The following is an 18,874-nucleotide window of genomic DNA, read 5'->3' as shown; positions in this document are numbered from 1 at the left end:
CCAGTCGGTAACCAAGTGTAGCGCCGACAGGCATCGCCGCACCCCGCAGGAATGTCAAGTGCGGCTCAGGGCAGATCCTTGCTGGGGTCGGGCGTGGCCGCATCACGCGGGCCGATGGTGCCCAGGCGGCTCTTGAGCGACTGGGGCTGGCCCGTGATCAGCGCCGCGTAGTTGGTGGTGTTGGACAGCACCTTCTTCACATAGTCGCGCGTCTCGGTGAAGGGCACGTTCTCGGCCCAGATGGCGGCGTCGAGCACCGGGCCGTTGCGCCAGTTGCGCGGGCGGCCGGGGCCGGCGTTGTAGCCGGCCGCAGCCAGCGCCATGGAGCCGTCGAAATCGTCCAGCGCCAGCTTCAGATAGGCGGTGCCTATGGTGATATTCACATCGCGGTCATTGATCATGGACGGGGAAAAGTCCGTCATGCCGATCTTGCGCGCCGTCCACCGGGCCGTGGCCGGCATGACCTGCATCAGGCCCGAGGCGCCTACGCCCGAGCGCGCATCCATGATGAAGCGGCTTTCCTGGCGGATCAGTCCATAGACATAGGCAGGGTCCAGCCCGATGGAACGCGAGCGCGCCAGCACCGTGTCGTGGAAGGGCATGGGAAAGCGCTGGCTCCAGTCGGCAAAGCTGCGCGTGCGCTCGCTGGTGTTGATGCAGCGGTCCCAGACCTGCTGCTGGCAGGCCAGGTCGGCGGCAGCAAGCAGTTCGCGGTCGTTCATGCCGCCGGCCTGGTGCAGGTTGGTGGCGTAGTTCCATTCACGCACGCCTTCGCTGCGCAGGCCGTTCTGGATGGCGTAGAGGCCGCGCACCAGACTGGGGTTGGCGCGGGCGGCGGCCTTCTCCTGTGCCGTGGGCGGCGCAGGCGGCGGTGGGGCCGTCACGCGCTGGCCGATGTCCTCCAGCGCCAGCTGTTCGTAGAAACTGCCGGGGCCGGCCATGTCCTCCAGCAGTTGGCGCGCCTCGGAGCGCTCCTGCTCGCTGGGGCGGCCCGACAGCAGGGCGCGGGCCTTCCAGTAGGTCCATGTGTGTTCGGTGCGCTCAGGTCCCATGGCGTCGATGGCGCGGCGCACCGTGCGCCAGTCGCCTGCACGCAACGCGGCACGCACCTTCCAACCCAGCAGTTCGTCGCTGAGATCGCCGTCCTTGCGCACCTTGCCGAAATAGGCCGCAGCCTCGGGCTGCAGCTTGAGCGCGGCCTGCTTGCCGATCACGCCCCAGGCCCAGTTGTTCTCCTCGGCCGTCAGCCGGGCACCCCAGCCGCCTTCCAGCTGGGTGGCCGCCGCCGCCGGGTCGCTGGACGCCATGCGGATCAGCGCCAGCAGCGCCAGTTCCTTGGGCACGGCACCACGCACGCGCGTCTGCCCGGCAAGGTATTTCGCCGGCGAGGCGAATACCTGCGCCACCTGGGGCAGGGCCTCGGGCGCGACGATGGCCACGGCATCGCGTGTGGCCTTCTGGCGATTGGCCTCGGCCGACTGGCGTGCCTTGCGCCAGACTTCGGGCTCGCTGATCTGCTTGGCTGCGTACAGCTCGCCGGCAGCATAGGTGCAGCCGTCGTCGGCGTCGCGCTGGGCCCACCACAGGTCGCGGACCTGCTGGCCAAGATTGGCGGCAGGCTGGCCCTTGAGGTTGTCGATCAGCAGGGCATAGCAGTTGACGGAACGGTCATCGCGCATGCGAAACGCCCCGTGCACCTGATCGAACATGCCCCAGTCGCGCCGCTGCCCCAGCAGCAGCAGCCAGTCATTGCGCAGCCGGTCTTCCTGGTAGGTGCCGGGCCAGCGCTTGAAAAACCCCAGAATCTCGTCGGCACTGGCTTCTTCGAGCCGGGCCTTGAGTTCCCAATAGGCGGCCCAAGGTTCGAGCACATGGCCACGCGCAGAAGGCAGCAGCTGCGTGAGCTTGGCCTTGTCGCCCTTGCGAAAGGCCTGCTGCATTTCCAGCAGGACGTCGTCGCCACGGTTTTGCGCCAGCGCAGGCGTGGCTGCGGTGGTCCAGAGGGAAGCCGCCAGAAGCGGTGTCAAAATCTTCAGCCAGTGCATGGAGGAAATTATCTGATGGACAAAGCAGCCCTGCGCCGCAGCTTGATAGACCAGCGCCTCAACCTTCCCGACCGATTGCAGCGCGCCGACGCGCTGCAGCAGGTCATGCGCTTTTGGCTGATACAGCGGCCCGACAGCATCATCGGCGCCTATTGGCCGATCAAGGGGGAGTTCGACCCGCTGCCAGCGCTTCACCGGTGGAAGGAAGATGGCGAGCTACAGGGTACCCCACAAAGACGCCGCATCGGATTGCCCGTGATCGACAAGCAGCGTAAGACACTCAGCTTTCACGCCTGGTACCCGGGCTGTCCCATGGAAGAGGATGCTTACGGCATTCCCAAGCCCAAGGACACCGAAACCCTGACCCCCACCCTGCTGTTCGTGCCCTGCGTGGGCTACGCGGCCGGTGGCTACCGCCTGGGCTATGGCGGCGGTTTCTACGACCGCACCCTGGCCGAGCTGCAGCCCAGGCCCTTCACCGTGGGCCTGGGCTACGGCTGCGGCTATGTGGACGAGTTCGAGCCCGAGCCGCATGACCTGCCCCTGGACGCCATCTTGAACGACCACGGAGTCGTCTGGCCGGTGTAGAACAAGCACCCCCTGAGGCGCTGCACGCCTTCCCCCTCTCTGCCCGCTTCGCGGGGGAGGGGGACGACACCCTCACTGCGGGGCGGCGCGGCCGGCTTAGGCCCTTGCTCGGTGTCCCTCGCTTTTGGCCGCGCCGGTTTCTAGCGCTGTGCTTCTTTAGTTTGCTGTCTCGCGCTGCGCCTGCCATTGATGCCAGCCGCGGGCTCGCAGGTCGCAGGCGGGGCAGGTTCCGCAGCCGTAGCCCCAGTCGTGCAGCGTCTCGCGCGTGCCCTGGTAGCAGGTGTGGGTGTCGCGCTGGATGAGGTCCACCAGGGTGTCGCCCCCCAGGTCGTGGGCCATTTGCCAGGTCTGGGCCTTGTCTATCCACATGAGCGGGGTTTCGATGCGCAGGCGCCGCTCCAGGCCCAGGTTCAGGGCGAGCTGCATGGCCTTCATGGTGTCGTCACGGCAGTCGGGGTAGCCGGAGTAGTCGGTCTCGCAGACGCCGGTGACGATGACCGACAGGCCGCGACGGTAGGCCAGCGCGCCGGCCAGGGTCAGGAACAGCAGGTTGCGGCCGGGCACGAAGGTGTTGGGCAGGCCGTCGGCCTGCATGGCGAAGGCCACGTCTTCGGTCAGGGAGGAGCCGCCGATCTGCTGCAGCACGTCCAGCGAGAGGACATGGTCATCGCCCAGGCGCGGTGCCCATCCGGGAAAGTCCCTGGCCAGCCGCTCGCGCACCTGCTGGCGCACCTGCATTTCCACGCTGTGGCGCTGGCCGTAGTCGAAACCCAGGGTCTCGACGCGCTCGTACAGCGACAGTGCCTGCGCCAGGCAGGTGGTCGAATCCTGGCCGCCGGAAAACAGGACCAGCGCAGCCGTGTGGCGCCCCGCTGGCGCCTGGGGGGAAGAGCTATCGTTTTGCATGGCACGCATTAGAGCGCGCCCAGGCAGCGCCCGGCTCCTACATGGGTTTTCCTGCCATGCTTGCTAAGCTGTAGGGCCTATCGCGGAGGTTGCGGCCATGCTCACGCTCTATATCGGCAACAAGAATTACTCATCCTGGTCCATGCGCCCCTGGGTGCTGATGCGCCAGGCCGGCATTGCTTTCGAAGAAGTCATGTTGCGCTTTGACAGCTTCGACGAGCAGTCCGCCTTCAAGCAGCGCGCCCGCGCGCTGTCTCCCTCGGGCCGCGTGCCCGTGCTCATGGACGAAGGCATGGCCATCTGGGACAGCCTGGCCATCTGCGAGTACCTGGCCGAGAAATTCCCTGAAAAACACCTGTGGCCGACCCTGGCCCTGAACCGCGCCCGCGCGCGCAGCCTCTGTGCCGAGATGCACAGCGGCTTCGGCGCGCTGCGCTCGCTGTGCCCAATGAACATCGAGGCCCAGTTGCCCGAGGTCGGCGCGCGGCTGTGGGCCGAGCGCGCGGACCTGCGCGACGATGTCCAGCACCTGTCCGAGCTGTGGCAGCCGCTGCTGTCCACGGCCAGCGGCCCCATGCTGTATGACCAGTTCAGCATCGTCGATGCCTTTTTCGCGCCCGTGTGCATGCGCCTGACGACCTACGAGCTGCCGCTGGCCCCGGCCATCGACGCCTACGTGCGCCGCGTGCGCGCCTTGCCGGGCGTGCAGGACTGGGTGCAGGGCGCACTGGCCGAGCACGATTTCCGGCCGTTCGAGGAACCCTACCGCAGCGCGCCTGCGGCCGGCTGAGCGGCGCACCAGCAAAAGTCGGAGCACTGCTGCGCTGGGGTGGGCGCGGCCTGCGCAATGCCGCGGTTGCGGAGGCAGTGCAGCGGCCGTCCGGCTGGCGCTGCTTGAGTTCGTCTCTAGAAAGAATCCGGAAGAAAGCATGCGCTCGGCACTCCATCGGTGCGTGGAGGCAGCCCGCCATCATGTCACCGCCCAGGCCCTACCATTGCGGCATGAGCGAATTTCAGGTGTACATGGTGGGCGGCGCGGTGCGCGACCGTCTTTTGGGGCGGGCCGTGCATGACCGCGACTGGGTGGTGGTCGGCGCCACGCCCGAACAAATGTCCGCGCGCGGCTTTCTGCCTGTGGGGCGGGACTTCCCGGTCTTCCTCCATCCCGAGACGCACGAGGAATACGCGCTGGCGCGTACCGAGCGCAAGAGCGGCCTGGGGTACCGGGGTTTCGTCGTGCAGGCGGCGCCCGATGTCACGCTGGAGCAGGATCTGGCCCGGCGCGACCTGACCATCAATGCCATGGCCGCTCCTGCGGACTGGGATGGTGAAAGCGCCATCACCGATCCCTACCACGGCCAGGCCGATCTTCAGGCCCGGGTGCTGCGCCATGTGACCGGGGCCTTCCGCGAAGACCCGGTGCGCATCCTGCGCGTGGCGCGCTTTGCGGCACGTTTCCACGAATTCACGGTGGCGCCGGAAACCATGGCCCTGATGCGGGAGATGGTGGCCGCCGGCGAGGTGGATGCCCTGGTGCCCGAGCGCGTGTGGCAGGAGATCAGCCGTGGCCTGATGGAGCGCCGCCCCTCGCGCATGTTCGAGTTGCTGCGCGAGTGCGGTGCGCTGTCCGTGCTGCTGCCCGAGCTGGAGCGGCTGTGGGGCGTGCCCCAGCGCGCCGAGTACCACCCCGAGGTCGATACCGGCGTGCACGCCATGATGGTGCTGGACATGGCCGCACAGCTCGACGCCCCCCTGCCCGTGCGATACGCCTGCCTGGTGCACGACCTGGGCAAGGGAACGACGCCGGCCGATGTGCTGCCGCGCCACATAGGCCATGAGCAGCGCAGCGCCCGGCTGGCCGAGAAAGTGGGCGAGCGTCTGCGCGTGCCCACGGACTGCCGCGAACTGGGCGACGTGGTGGCGCGCGAGCACGGCAACATCCACCGCAGCGGCGAACTCAACGGCGCCGCCATCGTCCGCCTGCTGGAGCGCTGCGACGCCATCCGCAAGCCCGCGCGCTTCGAACAGGCCCTTGCGGCCTGTGAATGCGACGCGCGGGGGCGCCTGGGTTTCGAGGACCGGCCCTACCCCCAGCGCGCCCGCCTGCGCGATGCGCTGGCTGCCGCGCTGTCCGTCTCCACCTCTGACATCGCCGCCCAGGCCGCTGCGCGCGGCAAGCAGGGCAAGGCCATCGGCGAAGCCGTGCAGGCGGCGCGCGCGCAGGCCGTGGCAGATTGGCTGGCGCAGGCGGCCTGAGCGAAAAGGCCGCCACACACGGGAATCAGGCTCGCGCCACGGGCAGGACCAGTCGCAGGCACACGGGCTGCTCGCCTCCTGCCGTCAACAAGGCCACGCTGCCGCCCAGCCGCTCGGCGATGCGCCGCACCAGGTACAGCCCCAGCCCGGCGCCGGGCCGGTGCTGGGCGTTGCGGCCACGGTAATACCTTTCGAACAGCTGGTCCTGGTCCGCCTGGGCAATGGGCTCTGCCGGATTCGAGACCTGGATCTCCAGACCCTCGCCCTGCCTGGTCACGTCCAGGCGGACCGATTCGCCCTCGGGCGTGTGGCGGTCTGCATTGGCCAGCAGATTGCGCAGCGCGATGCGCAGCAGGCCGGCATCGGTGATCAATTGCTGCGTGCCCCCGCCCAGTTGGCAGACGATGCGGCCGGGCGCAAAGTCCAGGCACAAGCCATCCACCAGCGCATGCAGGTCGCACGGCTGCAGGCGCGGCTCGGCATGGGGCTGGGGGTCGGCCATGCGGTCGTCGGCCAGGCAGTCGTCCACCAGGGCCAGCAGGCGCTGGGCGGCTTCGCGGATGTTGCGGCTGCGTGCCAGCGTCTTGTCGGGCGGTGCAGCCAGATTGCGCGCCAGTTGCTGCGCACTGGTCAGGATGATGGCCAGCGGCGTGCGCAGCTCGTGCGAGACCATGGCGACAAAGTCGCGCTGCTCCTGGCGCACCCTGCGCTCCAGCGCCAGCGCCTCGCTGAGTTCGCTTTCGCGCAACTGTCGCTGCCGCAGTTCCGCCTCCAGCCGGACCTGCTCGCGCTCTCGAATGCGGCGCCTGCGCTCGTATCCGCCGATGATCCAGCCACTGAGCAGCAGCATGTGCGCCATGGTGCCCAGCGCGGACGCATGCGTGGACACCAGCGCGGTCAGCGCGTTCATGGGCAGCCAGCCCAGGTTGCGCAGGAAAGAGATCAGCACGCCGGCATAGAAGATGCCGAACGCCAGCATGAAGAACCGTGCCGGGGCGTGGCCGCGCCGCCACAGCCAAAGGGCGAATGCGAGAAAGCCCACGGTCAGCGGCAGGGTCATGGCCTGCACCGGGACCATGCCCGCCGAGTAGTGCCCCGACACCACCAGCAGCATGCAGCACAGGCTGAACAGCCACAGCAGCGGCACGATCTGGCGCACCAGCCGCGGATACAGCGATGCCAGCTCCAACTGCCTGCAGGCCAGTTGCATGGAGATCGCCAGGGCGCCGGCAATGCCGCATCCCAGCAGGCGGTCGCTCCAGAAACCCGGCAGGCCCGTCAACTGCTGCACCAGCCCCAGCGATACCACCTCATTGAGCACGCAGACGCTGAGATAGGCCAGAAACAGGCCGCTCACCGGAGCCCGCGTGCCCAGCCAGAACACCAGTTGCACGCCAATCAACAGCAGGTACAGCCCGAAGTACAGGCCGAACGAGAGGGCCTCGCGCCGCGTATGGTTGTCGAACGCCAGTCGCTGCCACAGATCGATACGGGTGACGAGCGCGTTGCGCGCACGCAGGCGCACCAGCAACTCGTATGACCCGGCGGCAGCAGGTTCGAACTGGAATGCGGGGCTGCGGTAGTCCACCGGCCAGGCGTGACGCGGAATCTCTTCGCCGCTGCGCCCCAGCAGCTGCCAGGGGCCGCCAGGCCGGCGCACATGGACCTCCACCTCATCGAGCAGGGCATTGCCCAGCAACAGCATCCAGCTGCCGGGCTGCTGCACCTGCAGCGGCATGCGCAACCAGACCGCCGCCTGCGTGAAGCTGGCGTTCAGGTGCCCTGGCATCGCCTTCCACCCGGGCGCCAGGTCGGCCTGCCGCACATCGAGCAGGCCCGAAGCGTCATCGAGCCGCTGCCACTGCCCTGCGGTCTCCTGCATGGGCACATCGGGGTCCAGCACGAGGGTCCGGGCCTGGAGCAGCAGTGGGCACAGCAGCCAGGCCAGCACGATGAGGGTTGCACGGTAATATCGCATCTGAAGTCCACCACGGGGCCGCCAGCGTACACCAGCTGTCTGCGCTGTCACCCGCCTGCCCTCCTCCCAGTCCATGCTTGATGTGATCCTGCTCGAAGACGAGCCCGTGCTGCGCCATGAACTGGGGGACTTCCTCGAATCCCTGGGCTATGCACCGCAGTGCGTGGCCAGCCTGCAGGAGTTCGACCGCCATTTCGATGCGCGGCGCCACCGGCTGGCCATCATCGACATCGGCCTGCCCGACGGCAACGGCCTGGCGCTGATCCAGCGCCTGCGCCAGCAGGGCCAGCAACTGGGCATCATCGTCTTCAGCGCGCTCAACAGCAGCGCCAACCGCATCGACGGCCTGGAGATCGGCGCCGACCACTACCTGGGCAAAGGCTGCGATCTCGACGAGCTGGAAGCCACCCTGGCCGCCCTGGTGCGGCGCCTGGGCCTGCAGCAGCGCCAGGCGCCGTGGCTGCTGCAGCTTGGCCCCAGCCGCCTGCAGCCCCCCGCCTCGCCCCCTGTGGCGCTGTCACACCAGGACCTGCTGGTGCTGCACTGCCTGATGGGCAAGGCAGGGGCCAGCGTCAGCCGCCGCCAGATCGTGCAGGCGCTGGGTGGAGACTATCTGGTCTACGACCAGCGCCGCCTGGACACCCAGATGCGCCGGCTGAGGCGCAAGGTGCAAGAGGCCAGCGGCCAGCAGCTGCCTGTCAAGACGCTGCGCAACAGCGGCTATTGCTTCTATCTGCCGGGTGAAGTGCAGGCCTGAGGAAGGGCCTGAAGGCGCCCGGTCCTTGCGGCCCGGCAACCATCAGACGACCGAGCGCACCCAGCGCACGATCTCGCCGGCAGGCAGCGCGCCGGAGACACGGGCGATCTCGCGTCCTTCCTTGAACACCACCATGGTCGGGATGCTGCGGATGTTCCAGGGCGCGGCAGCGTGGGGGTGCGCCTCGGTATCGAGCTTGGCCAGTTGCACGCCGGGCGCCAGCGCCTGAGCCGCCTGTTCGAAGGCAGGCGCCATCATGCGGCAGGGGCCGCACCAGGGGGCCCAGAAATCGACCACCACGGGCACCTGGCTGCGCCCCACATGCCTGGCGAAGCTCTGCGCATCCAGCGCCACGGGCTGGCCGGTGACCAGCGGTTGATGGCAGCTGCCGCAATCAGGCGCGCTGCCCAGCTGATCGACCGCAATGCGGTTGGTGGTGTGGCAATGGGGGCAGACGAAATGCAGCTTGTCGGACATGGGCGGCCTCTTGTTGGCGAGTCATGGGGGCAATTGCATGCATATACGGGCGCTGCGCCCATGCTTCAAGCCATGCTCAGACCAGCTTGGCGATCAGGGCGGCAATCACGCTGAGCAACACGGTGCTGGCAATGGGCAGAAAAATCACGCGGCCGAACAGGCGAAAGCGGAAGTCGCCCGGCAGGCGGCCCAGGCCTATGCGTTCCAGCCAGGCGTGCAGGCCATTGAACAGCAGCAGGGCCAGAAAGATGACGAGGAGCCAGCGGATCATGGCGCCGAGTGTACGGCGGCGCGGGACCGGGCCATACAGAGTACACCGCGTCATGCACACGACATATGGACTGCCTACATTGCCGCTGTCCCCCCCTCTTCATCGCCTCCAGGCCGACCACCACGAATTCGCCATGCAACGCAACCGCCGCCTTCTTCTTCTTGCCGCAGCCCTGCCCGCCGCCTTGCTGATGACCGCCTGCGCCAGCGCACCTGCGCCGGCAGCCCGACCCGGCGCCATCGACAACAGCGCCCTGCAGCGCAGCGACTTCCGCGCGCACCAGGCCACCTATGGCCTGGTCTACCGCCTGCCTGCCGATGCCACCGCCATCCTGGACAGCCAGGTCGCGCCCGTGGTGCACGAGCAGTTGCTGCGCCTGAAGCTGGTGGCCGAGGCCAACACCTTCAACCTGCCCCATGTCACCGTGGTGCATATCCACAGCGCCGATCCCTCCACGCCGCGCAAGATGCTGGCGGCCCTGCCGGCGCTGCCGCCCGTGCTGCAGGACGTTCACCTGAAGAATTTCTACACCACCGAGGCCGCCAAGGGGGCCGGCAAGCCCTGGTGGCTGGACCTGGGCATCGTCAAGTCCGGCCCGGCCTACGAGGCCATGATGGACTTCAACACCCGCGCCACCGCCGCCATGGCGCCGCTGCGCGACGGCCCGCTGCCGCGCGTGACGGGACCCGTCTATGCCCGCATGAACGACTCGGCCAAGGCCATGGTGCAAAGCGTGGGTGTCAGCGGCATCAACCAGGTGCAGGCCGGCAAGGAGGTGCGCAGCCACAACCCGCACAACACCCTGGTCTACAGCGAAGCCACCTTCACGCCCGAGATCGAGCGCGCCATGGGCGAGACGGCCGCGCGCCTGAACCGCATCCTGCCCGGCGGCCTCACGACCACGTTCGAGAACCTGTCCATCGTGGAGCTGGGTTTCTCTGGCAACGTCACGCGCGAGATCTACCGCATCAACCTCAAGGACCAGACGGTCCACGACGTCAGCAACGGCCGCAGCGTCCAGCGCTGAGGCAGGCGGGCCCCGGCCCGCTACAGGCGGTGCGTGCGGTCGCCGCGCACAAAGCCCATGGCGTCCCAGGGCTCCACGCCCTTGGCCAGGCCGATGACCTTGAACAGCTCGCCCATCTCGTGCTCCATCATCAGCTTGGTGGCCATGGCGCGCGGGCCCTGGGCCAGTGCGTCGAGCTTGGGGCCCAGGCCGCAGTTGATGAGGAAATGGGCCTGCGAGGTATAGCCCAGCACCTCGAAGCCGGCCTCCTGCGCGGCCACGGCCGTGCCCGTGAAGTTCACATGGGCCGTGATGTCCTTGAGGCCGACATCGGCCAGCGGATCGTCGTCCACCTTGTGCAGCCGGTGGCACACCAGGGTGCCCATGTGGCGCTGCGGGTGGAAATACTCGGATTCGCCAAAGCCGTAGTCGATGAAAAATGCCGCGCCGCGCGCCATGCGCTCGCCCAGCGTGCGAATGAAGGCCTCGCCCTGCGGGTGGATTTCGGTCAGGTAATCGTGCTCGCCCTCGATGTCCATCGGCGGGCGCAGTGGCGTGGGCCTGTCTTCCCAGCCCAGGCTGCCGTCCGGCTGCAGCACCACGCCGCGCTCGTGCCAGACACCTGCCTTGCGCACCAGCAGTTGCACGGGCATGGCATCCAGCACCTCGTTGCCGATGACCACGCCTTCGAGCCTATCGGGCAGGGCATCGGCCCAGTGCACCAGGCTTTCGTACTTCACCAGCCTGAGCTGCTGTCGCGCACGCAGCGTGCCCGACAGGTCGACGATGGTGTAGCGGTCCGGCCGCACGCCCAGGGCCGCCAGCTCGTCCAGCACCTGCAGCGCCAGCGCGCCCGTGCCGGCGCCAAACTCCCAGACTTCGCGGGTGTGCGTGCGCTGCAGCGCCTCGGCCACCTGGGCGGCCAGCAGTTGGCCGAAGACCGGGGACATCTCGGGCGCGGTCACGAAATCGCTGCCCGACGATGGCATCAGCCCGAACTTGGCGGTGTCATTGGCGTAGTAGCCCAGGCCCGGCTCGTACAGCGCCAGGGCCATGAAACGGTCGAAAGCCAGCCATCCGCCCGAGGACGCAATCTCTTGCGCAATACGGGTTTGCAGGGCGGCCGTTAAAATTGAGGGTTCTGTCGTCACGATCCGTACATTGTCCTCGAATGTCCTCACCTGCCCGAACACGCACAGTTTTGGTGACCGGCGCGGCCCGCCGCCTGGGGCGCGACATCGCGCTCGCGCTTGCCAGCGCCGGTTGGCAGGTGGCCGTGCACTACCGCGACTCCCACGACGAGGCGCTGGAGACGGCCGCCACCTGCGCTGAACTGGCCGGCGACAGCGCCGCCCTGGATGCCGATTTCTTCAACGAGGACTCGGTGCGCTCCCTGGTGCCGCGTGCCGTTGCGCACTTCGGCCACCTGGACGCCGTGGTCAACAACGCCTCTCTGTTCGAGCATGACGACGCCGGCAGCTTCAGCTACGTGGCCCTGGAAGCCCACCTGCGCAGCAACACCGGCGCGCCCATCCTGCTGGCCCAGGCGCTGCATGCCCATATCGAGGACCGCGTGGCGGCCGGCGAGGAGCATGCCAGCGGCGCCGTGATCAACATGCTGGACCAGAAGCTCTGGAACCAGAACCCCGATTTCCTCAGCTACACGCTGTCCAAGGCAGCGCTTGAGGCCGCAGGCACCATGCTGGCGCTGGCCCTGGCGCCGCGCGTGCGCGTGGTCGGCGTGGCCCCGGGCCTGACGCTGACCAGCCACATGCTGAGCCAGGAGCGCTTCGAGGCCCTGCACCGCCTCAGCCCGCTGGGCCGCTCGTCCAGCGCGGCCGACGTGGCCGCCACCGTGTGCTTTGCGCTGGACAACCAGTCCATCACGGGCACTACGCTGCTGGTCGATGGCGGCCAGCACCTGCAGCGCTTCGAGCGCGACTTTTCCATGATGTAGGCGCCTGCCCGCGCCCATCCCCACACTCCACGGCTTTTCCCCATGAACTCCGCCACCGGACAACAGATCCTGACGCTCACGGGTTTGCGTTTCGACGCCAACCTGGGCATCCTCGCCCACGAAAAACAGATGCCCCAGCCCATCCAGGTCGATGCCGAGCTGAGCCTGGGCACGCAGCCGCTGGCTCCGCGCGACGACGACATCCTGCATGTGCTGGACTACCGCAAGGTGCGCCAGATCATCATCGATGAATGCACGGCCGAGCATGTGAACCTGCTGGAGAGCCTGATCGGCAAGCTGGCCCAGCGCCTGATGCAGCTGCCCGGCGTGATGGGCGTGCGCGTGAAGATCGCCAAGCTCGAAATTTTTGACGACTGCGAAGTGGCCATTCGCGTCGAGACAGGACAATGGTGAACCCCATGAACGCAGTGACCGACAACCCCTGGCTGGCCGAAGAAGCCGCCGCCGACGCCCCCGCAGACACCGCAGGCGGCAACCGCATCAAGATCGAGCGCGAGCAGATCAAGCTCGAAAAGCGCCTGTGCCGCGAGGTGGGCCGCGCCATCACCGACTTCAACATGATCGAGGAAGGCGACAAGATCATGGTCTGCATGTCGGGCGGCAAGGACAGCTACACGATGCTGGACGTGCTGCGCAAGCTGCAAAAGCGCGCGCCCGTCAAATTCGAGCTGGTGGCGGTGAACCTCGACCAGAAGCAGCCCGGCTTTCCCGATCATGTGCTGCCCGAGTACTTCAAGAGCATCGGCGTGGACTACCACATCGAAACGCAGGACACCTACAGCGTGGTCAAGCGCGTCGTGCCCGAGGGCAAGACCACCTGCGGCCTGTGCTCGCGCCTGCGCCGCGCCATCCTGTACAAGGTGGCCGACGAGCTGGGCTGCACCAAGGTGGCCCTGGGCCACCACCGCGACGACATCGTGCAGACGCTGATGCTCAACATGTTCTACGGCGGCCGCATGAAGGGCATGCCCCCGAAGCTGGTCTCGGACGACGGCAAGCATGTGGTGATCCGCCCGCTGTGCTACGTGCCCGAGAAGGACACCGTGCGCTGGGCCCAGTACCAGAACTTCCCCATCATCCCCTGCAACCTCTGCGGCAGCCAGGACGGCCTGCAGCGCGTGGCCGTGGGCGAGCTGCTGCGCGAATGGGACAAGAAATTCCCGGGCCGCGTGGAAAGCATGTTCCGCGCCATGGGCCACATCGTGACCACGCACATGATGGATCCCGAGCTGCACGACTTCAAGAACGCCAAGGCCACCGGCATTGCCGACCCCAACGGCGACATGGCCTTCGACCATGAAGAGATGCCAGTGTCCGCATCGCTGCCCGGTCTGCAGGTGGTACAACTGTCGTCCTGACGGCTGAACCTATAACAATCGCCCCACTCCAACCAAGGCCCGTGCAAACGGGCCTTTTTTCGACCAAGGAGTACACCATGAAGCTGCGCTGCATCCATGTCCTGGCCATCGTGGCCACGGCCTTGCTTACGGGCTGCGCCAGCGTGCGCGAAGTCCAGAGCACCGTCCAGAGCTATTCCACGCTGGGCGCCCTGCCCGCGCCGCCCACCTACCGCCTGGAAGTGCTGCCCTCGCAACGCGAGGCGCAGACGCACTTCGCGGCCATCGAGTCCCAGGCCCAGCAGGCCCTGGGCCGCGTGGGCCTGCAGCGCGACGACTCCCGGGCCAGCCTGATCGTGCAGATCGGCGCCGACGCCCGCTATGCGCGCGACTACGCCGCCTGGCCCTACTACGACCGCTGGGGCGGCCCGCGCTGGGGCTGGGGCCTGGGCTACGGGCGCGGCTGGGGCATGGGCTTTGGCGGCAGCTTCATGTTCGACGGCCCGCCGCTGGAGTACTACCGCGCCGTCAGCATCGTGATGCGCAACGCCACCACGCAGCAGATCGTCTACGAGACCTCGGCCCAGCGCCAGGACGTCTGGACCGACGACCCGGCCATCTTCGGCATCCTGTTCGACGCCGCCCTGACCGGCTTCCCCAACCCGCCCAAGGGCTCGCGCGTGGTGCGCACCACCATCGGTCCGGTGCAGCAGGGTGGCGCGCCGGCGCAGCCGCCGGCCCAGGCGGCGCCTGCAGCGCAGGCAGCACCGGCCACGCCAGCACCCGCCCGGTGAGCCATCGTGTCTCAGAAGCAAAGGCCTGCATCCGCAGGCCTTTTTTGGGTCCATCGCTGTCATTCGTTCCTGGGAACATGAGAACGCTGTAGGTCATGTGGACAGCGCCTTGCAGCGTTGGTAACTCATAAGTTACCATCCAATCCATGCGAATCCAGCTCCAGGAGTACATCCGCGAAGACGGCAGCAGCGCGTACCAGACATGGTTCAACGGGCTGGATGGCCAGGCGGCCGCCAAGGTGGCCGTCGCCATGGCCCGCATGGAGTTGGGCAACACCTCCAATATCGAATGGTTCCGGGGTATTGGCGAATACAAGATCGACTGGGGCCCGGGCTACCGCATCTATCTCGCCAAGGACGGGGAAAGATTGATCATCCTGTTCGGGGGCAGCACGAAAAAGGGCCAGCAGAAGGCCATCGACGAAGCCGTGGCCCTGCACAGCGAATACAAGGCTCGCAAGAGGCAACGCCCCTCGGACAATGCCAAAAAAGGAACGAAGCCATGACGCTCACCCGCGATTTCAAACAAACGGTCATTCAGCGCATTGAGCGCGACCCTGCTTTCGCACAGGCGCTGCTTGATGAGGCGGCCACTCTTTTTCTGAGCGGTGAGCCAGAAACGGCACGCCTCGTCCTGCGCGATCTCGTCAACGCAACGGTGGGATTCGAGACGCTGGCCGACCTCACGCACAAGCCGAGCAAGAGCCTGCACCGCATGCTTTCGCCGAAAGGCAACCCCAGCATGGACAATCTTGCCGCGATCTTTGCCGCCATCAAGAACTGGCTTCAGGTCCGGTTCGACGTGCGGGTCGTTGCCGCGACCTGAACGCCAGGCCATGACAGTGCACTTTGCTCAGTGCACATGCTCCATATCCGGCACGGCAGCCATCAGCGCGCGCGTGTACGGATGCTGCGGCGCATCGAGCACGGCGCCAGCCTCGCCGGTCTCGACCAGGCGGCCGCGCTGCATGACGCCGATGTCGTCGCACATGTGGCGGATCACGGCCAGGTTGTGGCTGATCAGCAGGTAGGTCAGGCCGAATTCCTCCTGCAGGTCGCGCATGAGGTTGAGCACCTGGGCCTGGACCGAGACGTCCAGCGCCGAGGTGGGTTCGTCGCAGATGATGAACTCGGGCCGGCTGGCCAGGGCGCGCGCGATGGCTATGCGCTGGCGCTGCCCGCCCGAGAACTGGTGCGGATACTTGCGCGCATCGTCGGGCTTCATGCGCACGCGGCGCAGCGCCTCCTGCACGCGCTCGGCCGTCTCGTCCTTGCCGGCCGTGAGGGCCAGCACCTGCAGGGGCTCGGCAATCAGTTCCTGCACGGTCCAGCGCGGGTTCAGGCTGGCATACGGGTCCTGGAAAATCATCTGGAAGCGCCGGCGCATGGCCACGGTCTGGGCGGCCGGGCTCCACTTGTCCACGCCGTCGAACAGCACGGTGCCGCTGGTGGGCGGCGTCAGCCCGGCCACCATGCGCGCCACCGTGGATTTGCCCGAACCGGACTCGCCGACCAGGCCGAAGGTGGAGCCCCTGCGGATCGAAAAGCCGACGCCGTCCACGGCCTTGAGGATCTTTTTGTCCTCGCGCGCCAGCAGCCGGGCCAGCCAGCCGCTGGACAGGTCGAACTCCTTGCACAGATCCCTGACCTCCAGCAGGGCAGCCGCGGGCTCCTGCGCTCCGGCCCCGGGCTGCCAGGGCACGGCGGGCGCGGCCGGGCCGCCGCCCACCTCGGGCACGGGCAGGCGCTGCACGCGGTGGTGCACGCTGGGAATGGCGCCCATCAGCACCTGGGTGTAGGGCTGCTGCGGCGCGTCCAGCACCTGGCGCACGGGGCCGGTTTCCAGCACGCGGCCCTGGTACATGACCATGACGCGGTCGGCCGTCTCGGCGATGATGCCCATGTCGTGCGTGATCAGCATGGCGGCCGCGCCGCGCTCCTTGCACACGCGGCGCAGCAGGGCAATGATCTGCGCCTGCACGGACACGTCCAGCGCCGTGGTGGGCTCGTCGGCAATGATGAGTTCGGGCTCGGCGCACAGCGCCAGGGCGATGGCCACGCGCTGGCGCATGCCGCCCGAGAACTGGTGCGGATACTGGGCCATGCGCTCGCGCGCCTGCGGGATCTCCACCTCTTCGAGCAGGGCCAGCGCGCGGGCTTCGGCCTCCTTCTCGGAGACGGGCAGGTGCGTGCGGATGGTCTCCACCAGATGCCGGCCCACGGTATAGACCGGGTTCAGGCTGGTCAGCGGGTCCTGGAAGATGGAGCCTATGCGCCGGCCGCGTATGCGCCGCAGGTCCTCGCCGCGCAGCGTGTCGATGCGCTCGCCGCGCAGCTGCACCGTGCCGGCCGAGATGCGGCCCGGCGGCTCGATCAGGCCGATCACGGCGGCGCCCGTCATGGACTTGCCCGCGCCAGACTCGCCGACCACGCCCAGGATCTCGCCGGGCGCGATGTCGAAGGACACATCGTCCAGCACCTGCACGGGGCCCTTGTAGGTGTCGAAGGTGACGGACAGGCCGCGAACGCTCAGCACCGCAGGCTGTGCAGGGCGCTGCCCGGATTCTTGTGTCGTGCTCATTGCAGCTTGGGGTTCAGTGCGTCGCGCAGCCAGTCGCCGACGAGGTTGACGGACAGCGCCAGCGCCAGCAGCACCAGCGAGGGGAACAGCAATATCCACCACTCGCCCGAGAACAGGAAGCCCTGGCCGATGCGGATCAGCGTGCCCAGCGAAGGCTGGGTGGGCGGCAGGCCCACGCCCAGGTAGGACAGCGTGGACTCGGCCACGATGGCATGCGCGAAGCTGATGGTGGCGATCACCAGGATGGGCGCCAGCAGGTTGGGCAGGATGTGGCGCACCAGGATGGCCACGCGGCTGCGGCCTATGAGCTGGGCCGCCAGCACGTAGTCCTTGTGCTTTTCCACCATCACCGCGCCGCGCACGGTGCGTGCGTACTGCACCCAGTCGGACAGGCCGATGGCCACGATGATCACGAAGACCGCCATGTCGTCGCGGTAGCCCTCGGGCAGCAGGCCGCGTGCGATGCCGAAGACCAGCAGCGCCACCAGGATCACGGGAAAGGTCAGCTGCACATCGGCGATGCGCATCATCAGCGTGTCGAACCAGCCGCCCGCATAGCCGCAGACCAGGCCCAGCGGCACGCCGATCAGCAGGGACAGCCCCACGGCCGACACGCCCACCAGCACCGACATGCGCAGCCCGTAGAGGATGGCGCTCCAGACATCGCGGCCCTGGTCGTCCGAGCCCAGCGCGTACAGCGTGCCGCTGGTGCCCGCCTGGCCCGGCGGCGTGAAGGCATCCATCAGGTCCAGATTGGCCGGATCGAAGGGGTTCTGCCAGGCCAGCCAGGGCGACAGCAGCGTGGCCGCCACGATCAGCGCCAGCACCAGCGCCGCCGCCTGCACCAGGCGCGAGCGTGCAAAGGCGCGCTTGACCGGCGAGTCGCTGGCGCGCCAGCCCGTGGGAGGGATTGCTTGTTTGGCGGAATCGGTCATTGGTTTCTCAAGCGGGGGTCCACGATCACGTACAGGAAATCGACGAGCAGGTTGATGCCCACGTACAGCAGCGCGATGAACATCAGGTAGGCGGCGATCAGCGGCACGTCCACACCCTGGATGGAGGAGATGAACAGCAGGCCCACGCCGGGCCACTGGAACACGGTCTCGGTGACGATGGCAAAGGCGATCAGCGAGCCGATCTGCAGGCCCGCGATGGTGATCACGGGAATCAGGGTATTGCGCAGCGCATGGCCGAAGTACAGATCGCGCTCACGCAGCCCGCGCGCACGGCCGAAGCGCATGTAGTCGGCGCGCAGCACCTCCAGCATCTCGGCGCGCACCAGGCGCATGATCAGCGTCATGTTGTAGAAGCCCAGCGTGATGGCCGGCAGGATCAGCGCCGACCAGCCCGAAGCCGTCAGCAGCCCGGTCTCCCAGCCGCCCAGCTTCACCGTCTCGCCGCGCCCGAAGGACGGCAGCCAGCGCAGCTCCACGGCAAACAGGTAGATCAGGGCGATGCCGATCAGGAAGGTGGGCAGGGACACGCCCACCAGCGACACCGTCATGATCGAGCGGCTCAGCCATCCCTCGCGCCGTATGGCCGTGTACACGCCCAGCGCCACGCCGATGACCAGGGCGAACAGCGCCGCCGTCATCGCCAGCTCCAGCGTGGCGGGCAGGCGCTCGGCAATGATCTCGGTCACGGGGCGCTTGAGCCGGTAGGAGATGCCCAGGTCGCCCTGCAGCACCTTGCCCACGTAAGCCAGGTACTGCAGCGGCACGGGCTTGTTGAAGCCCAGGCTTTCCGTCAGCGCCTCGCGCTCGGCAACCGTCGCGTCCTCGCCCAGCAGGCTGATCGTGGGATCGCCGATATGGCGGAACACCATGAACGAGACAAAGGAGACGGCCAGCAGGACCAGGGCGGACTGGCCCAGCCGGCGCAGCAGATGGACCAGCATCGG

Annotated in this window: 20 protein-coding genes; 11 read left to right on the top strand and 9 right to left on the bottom strand. The window is 67.7% G+C overall.

What is annotated here, in order from left to right; genetic code table 11:
• Positions 1–65: 65 nt before the first annotated feature.
• Positions 66–2,045, bottom strand: a complete 1,980-nt coding sequence (locus ACF8ML_RS24960) for a lytic transglycosylase domain-containing protein (protein ID WP_016446505.1) — start codon at positions 2,043–2,045, stop codon at positions 66–68.
• A 15-nt stretch (positions 2,046–2,060) separates the two neighbouring features.
• Between ACF8ML_RS24960 and ACF8ML_RS24955 the strand changes: the two genes are divergently transcribed.
• Positions 2,061–2,633: a 5-formyltetrahydrofolate cyclo-ligase gene (locus ACF8ML_RS24955; RefSeq protein ID WP_016446506.1), complete on the top strand. Its 573-nt coding sequence runs from the start codon at positions 2,061–2,063 to the stop codon at positions 2,631–2,633.
• 156 nt (positions 2,634–2,789) lie between these two features.
• Here ACF8ML_RS24955 and queC read toward each other — a convergent pair whose 3' ends face one another.
• Positions 2,790–3,548: a 7-cyano-7-deazaguanine synthase QueC gene (gene queC, locus ACF8ML_RS24950; RefSeq protein ID WP_034348362.1), complete on the bottom strand. Its 759-nt coding sequence runs from the start codon at positions 3,546–3,548 to the stop codon at positions 2,790–2,792.
• Positions 3,549–3,636: 88 nt separating this feature from the next.
• On the opposite strand from queC, the gene ACF8ML_RS24945 reads away from it, so the two are divergent.
• Both ACF8ML_RS24945 and ACF8ML_RS24940 read left to right on the top strand, forming a co-directional pair.
• A complete protein-coding gene (locus tag ACF8ML_RS24945) occupies positions 3,637–4,329 on the top strand; it encodes a glutathione S-transferase family protein (protein ID WP_016446508.1) in 693 nt (230 codons plus the stop codon).
• A gap of 212 nt (positions 4,330–4,541) precedes the next feature.
• Entirely contained in the window at positions 4,542–5,795 is a 1,254-nt protein-coding gene (locus tag ACF8ML_RS24940) for a multifunctional CCA addition/repair protein (protein ID WP_047217754.1), read from the top strand.
• A gap of 25 nt (positions 5,796–5,820) precedes the next feature.
• On the opposite strand, the gene ACF8ML_RS24935 is transcribed toward ACF8ML_RS24940, so the two are convergent.
• Complete coding sequence (locus ACF8ML_RS24935; protein WP_047326229.1) at positions 5,821–7,773, bottom strand: sensor histidine kinase; 1,953 nt, start codon at positions 7,771–7,773, stop codon at positions 5,821–5,823.
• Between the two features lie 73 nt (positions 7,774–7,846).
• Here ACF8ML_RS24935 and ACF8ML_RS24930 point away from each other — a divergent pair, with 73 nt between their 5' ends.
• Entirely contained in the window at positions 7,847–8,530 is a 684-nt protein-coding gene (locus ACF8ML_RS24930) for a response regulator transcription factor (RefSeq protein WP_047326230.1), read from the top strand.
• Between the two features lie 42 nt (positions 8,531–8,572).
• Here the strand turns inward: ACF8ML_RS24930 and trxC are convergent, their stop codons facing one another.
• Positions 8,573–9,007: a thioredoxin TrxC gene (trxC, locus tag ACF8ML_RS24925; RefSeq protein ID WP_016451857.1), complete on the bottom strand. Its 435-nt coding sequence runs from the start codon at positions 9,005–9,007 to the stop codon at positions 8,573–8,575.
• Positions 9,008–9,083: 76 nt separating this feature from the next.
• On the bottom strand, positions 9,084–9,278 hold the full coding sequence (locus tag ACF8ML_RS24920) for a DUF2905 domain-containing protein (protein ID WP_012203183.1): 195 nt from the start codon (positions 9,276–9,278) through the stop codon (positions 9,084–9,086).
• 133 nt (positions 9,279–9,411) lie between these two features.
• On the opposite strand from ACF8ML_RS24920, the gene ACF8ML_RS24915 reads away from it, so the two are divergent.
• A complete protein-coding gene (locus tag ACF8ML_RS24915) occupies positions 9,412–10,305 on the top strand; it encodes a hypothetical protein (RefSeq protein ID WP_052862650.1) in 894 nt (297 codons plus the stop codon).
• A 20-nt stretch (positions 10,306–10,325) separates the two neighbouring features.
• On the opposite strand, the gene ACF8ML_RS24910 is transcribed toward ACF8ML_RS24915, so the two are convergent.
• Complete coding sequence (locus ACF8ML_RS24910) at positions 10,326–11,339, bottom strand: class I SAM-dependent methyltransferase (RefSeq protein WP_016446514.1); 1,014 nt, start codon at positions 11,337–11,339, stop codon at positions 10,326–10,328.
• Positions 11,340–11,455: 116 nt separating this feature from the next.
• On the opposite strand from ACF8ML_RS24910, the gene ACF8ML_RS24905 reads away from it, so the two are divergent.
• The 6 genes from ACF8ML_RS24905 (at position 11,456) to ACF8ML_RS24880 (ending at position 15,219) form a co-directional block, all read left to right on the top strand.
• A complete protein-coding gene (locus ACF8ML_RS24905; protein WP_016446515.1) occupies positions 11,456–12,241 on the top strand; it encodes an SDR family oxidoreductase in 786 nt (261 codons plus the stop codon).
• A gap of 42 nt (positions 12,242–12,283) precedes the next feature.
• Positions 12,284–12,655: a dihydroneopterin aldolase gene (locus ACF8ML_RS24900; protein ID WP_016446516.1), complete on the top strand. Its 372-nt coding sequence runs from the start codon at positions 12,284–12,286 to the stop codon at positions 12,653–12,655.
• Positions 12,649–13,620: a tRNA 2-thiocytidine(32) synthetase TtcA gene (gene ttcA / locus ACF8ML_RS24895; protein ID WP_016446517.1), complete on the top strand. Its 972-nt coding sequence runs from the start codon at positions 12,649–12,651 to the stop codon at positions 13,618–13,620. Before ACF8ML_RS24900 ends, ttcA begins: the two co-directional genes overlap by 7 nt.
• A gap of 77 nt (positions 13,621–13,697) precedes the next feature.
• Complete coding sequence (locus tag ACF8ML_RS24890; RefSeq protein ID WP_016446518.1) at positions 13,698–14,393, top strand: DUF4136 domain-containing protein; 696 nt, start codon at positions 13,698–13,700, stop codon at positions 14,391–14,393.
• Between the two features lie 146 nt (positions 14,394–14,539).
• Entirely contained in the window at positions 14,540–14,899 is a 360-nt protein-coding gene (locus ACF8ML_RS24885; protein WP_016451862.1) for a type II toxin-antitoxin system RelE/ParE family toxin, read from the top strand.
• Complete coding sequence (locus ACF8ML_RS24880) at positions 14,896–15,219, top strand: DNA-binding protein (RefSeq protein ID WP_012203174.1); 324 nt, start codon at positions 14,896–14,898, stop codon at positions 15,217–15,219. The genes ACF8ML_RS24885 and ACF8ML_RS24880 overlap by 4 nt, the downstream gene beginning before the upstream one ends.
• A 27-nt stretch (positions 15,220–15,246) precedes the next feature.
• On the opposite strand, the gene ACF8ML_RS24875 is transcribed toward ACF8ML_RS24880, so the two are convergent.
• Genes ACF8ML_RS24875 through ACF8ML_RS24865 form a run of 3 tightly spaced genes read right to left on the bottom strand, consistent with a single transcriptional unit; the run spans position 15,247 to position 18,871 of the window.
• The gene (locus tag ACF8ML_RS24875; RefSeq protein WP_392408252.1) at positions 15,247–16,974 is read right to left on the bottom strand and encodes a dipeptide ABC transporter ATP-binding protein; all 1,728 of its coding nucleotides are present in this window, start codon (positions 16,972–16,974) and stop codon (positions 15,247–15,249) included.
• A complete protein-coding gene (locus tag ACF8ML_RS24870) occupies positions 16,971–17,909 on the bottom strand; it encodes an ABC transporter permease (RefSeq protein WP_012203172.1) in 939 nt (312 codons plus the stop codon). The genes ACF8ML_RS24875 and ACF8ML_RS24870 overlap by 4 nt, the downstream gene beginning before the upstream one ends.
• Positions 17,906–18,871, bottom strand: coding sequence for an ABC transporter permease (locus ACF8ML_RS24865; RefSeq protein WP_392408251.1), 966 nt, complete (start codon positions 18,869–18,871; stop codon positions 17,906–17,908). Before ACF8ML_RS24865 ends, ACF8ML_RS24870 begins: the two co-directional genes overlap by 4 nt.
• Positions 18,872–18,874: the final 3 nt, after the last annotated feature.

The organism is Delftia sp. WSY_10, from assembly GCF_043104705.1.
GTDB lineage: Bacteria > Pseudomonadota > Gammaproteobacteria > Burkholderiales > Burkholderiaceae_C > Comamonas > Comamonas tsuruhatensis.
Note: the sequence above shows the minus strand (reverse complement) of the source record. Positions and strands in the feature narration are given on the sequence as shown.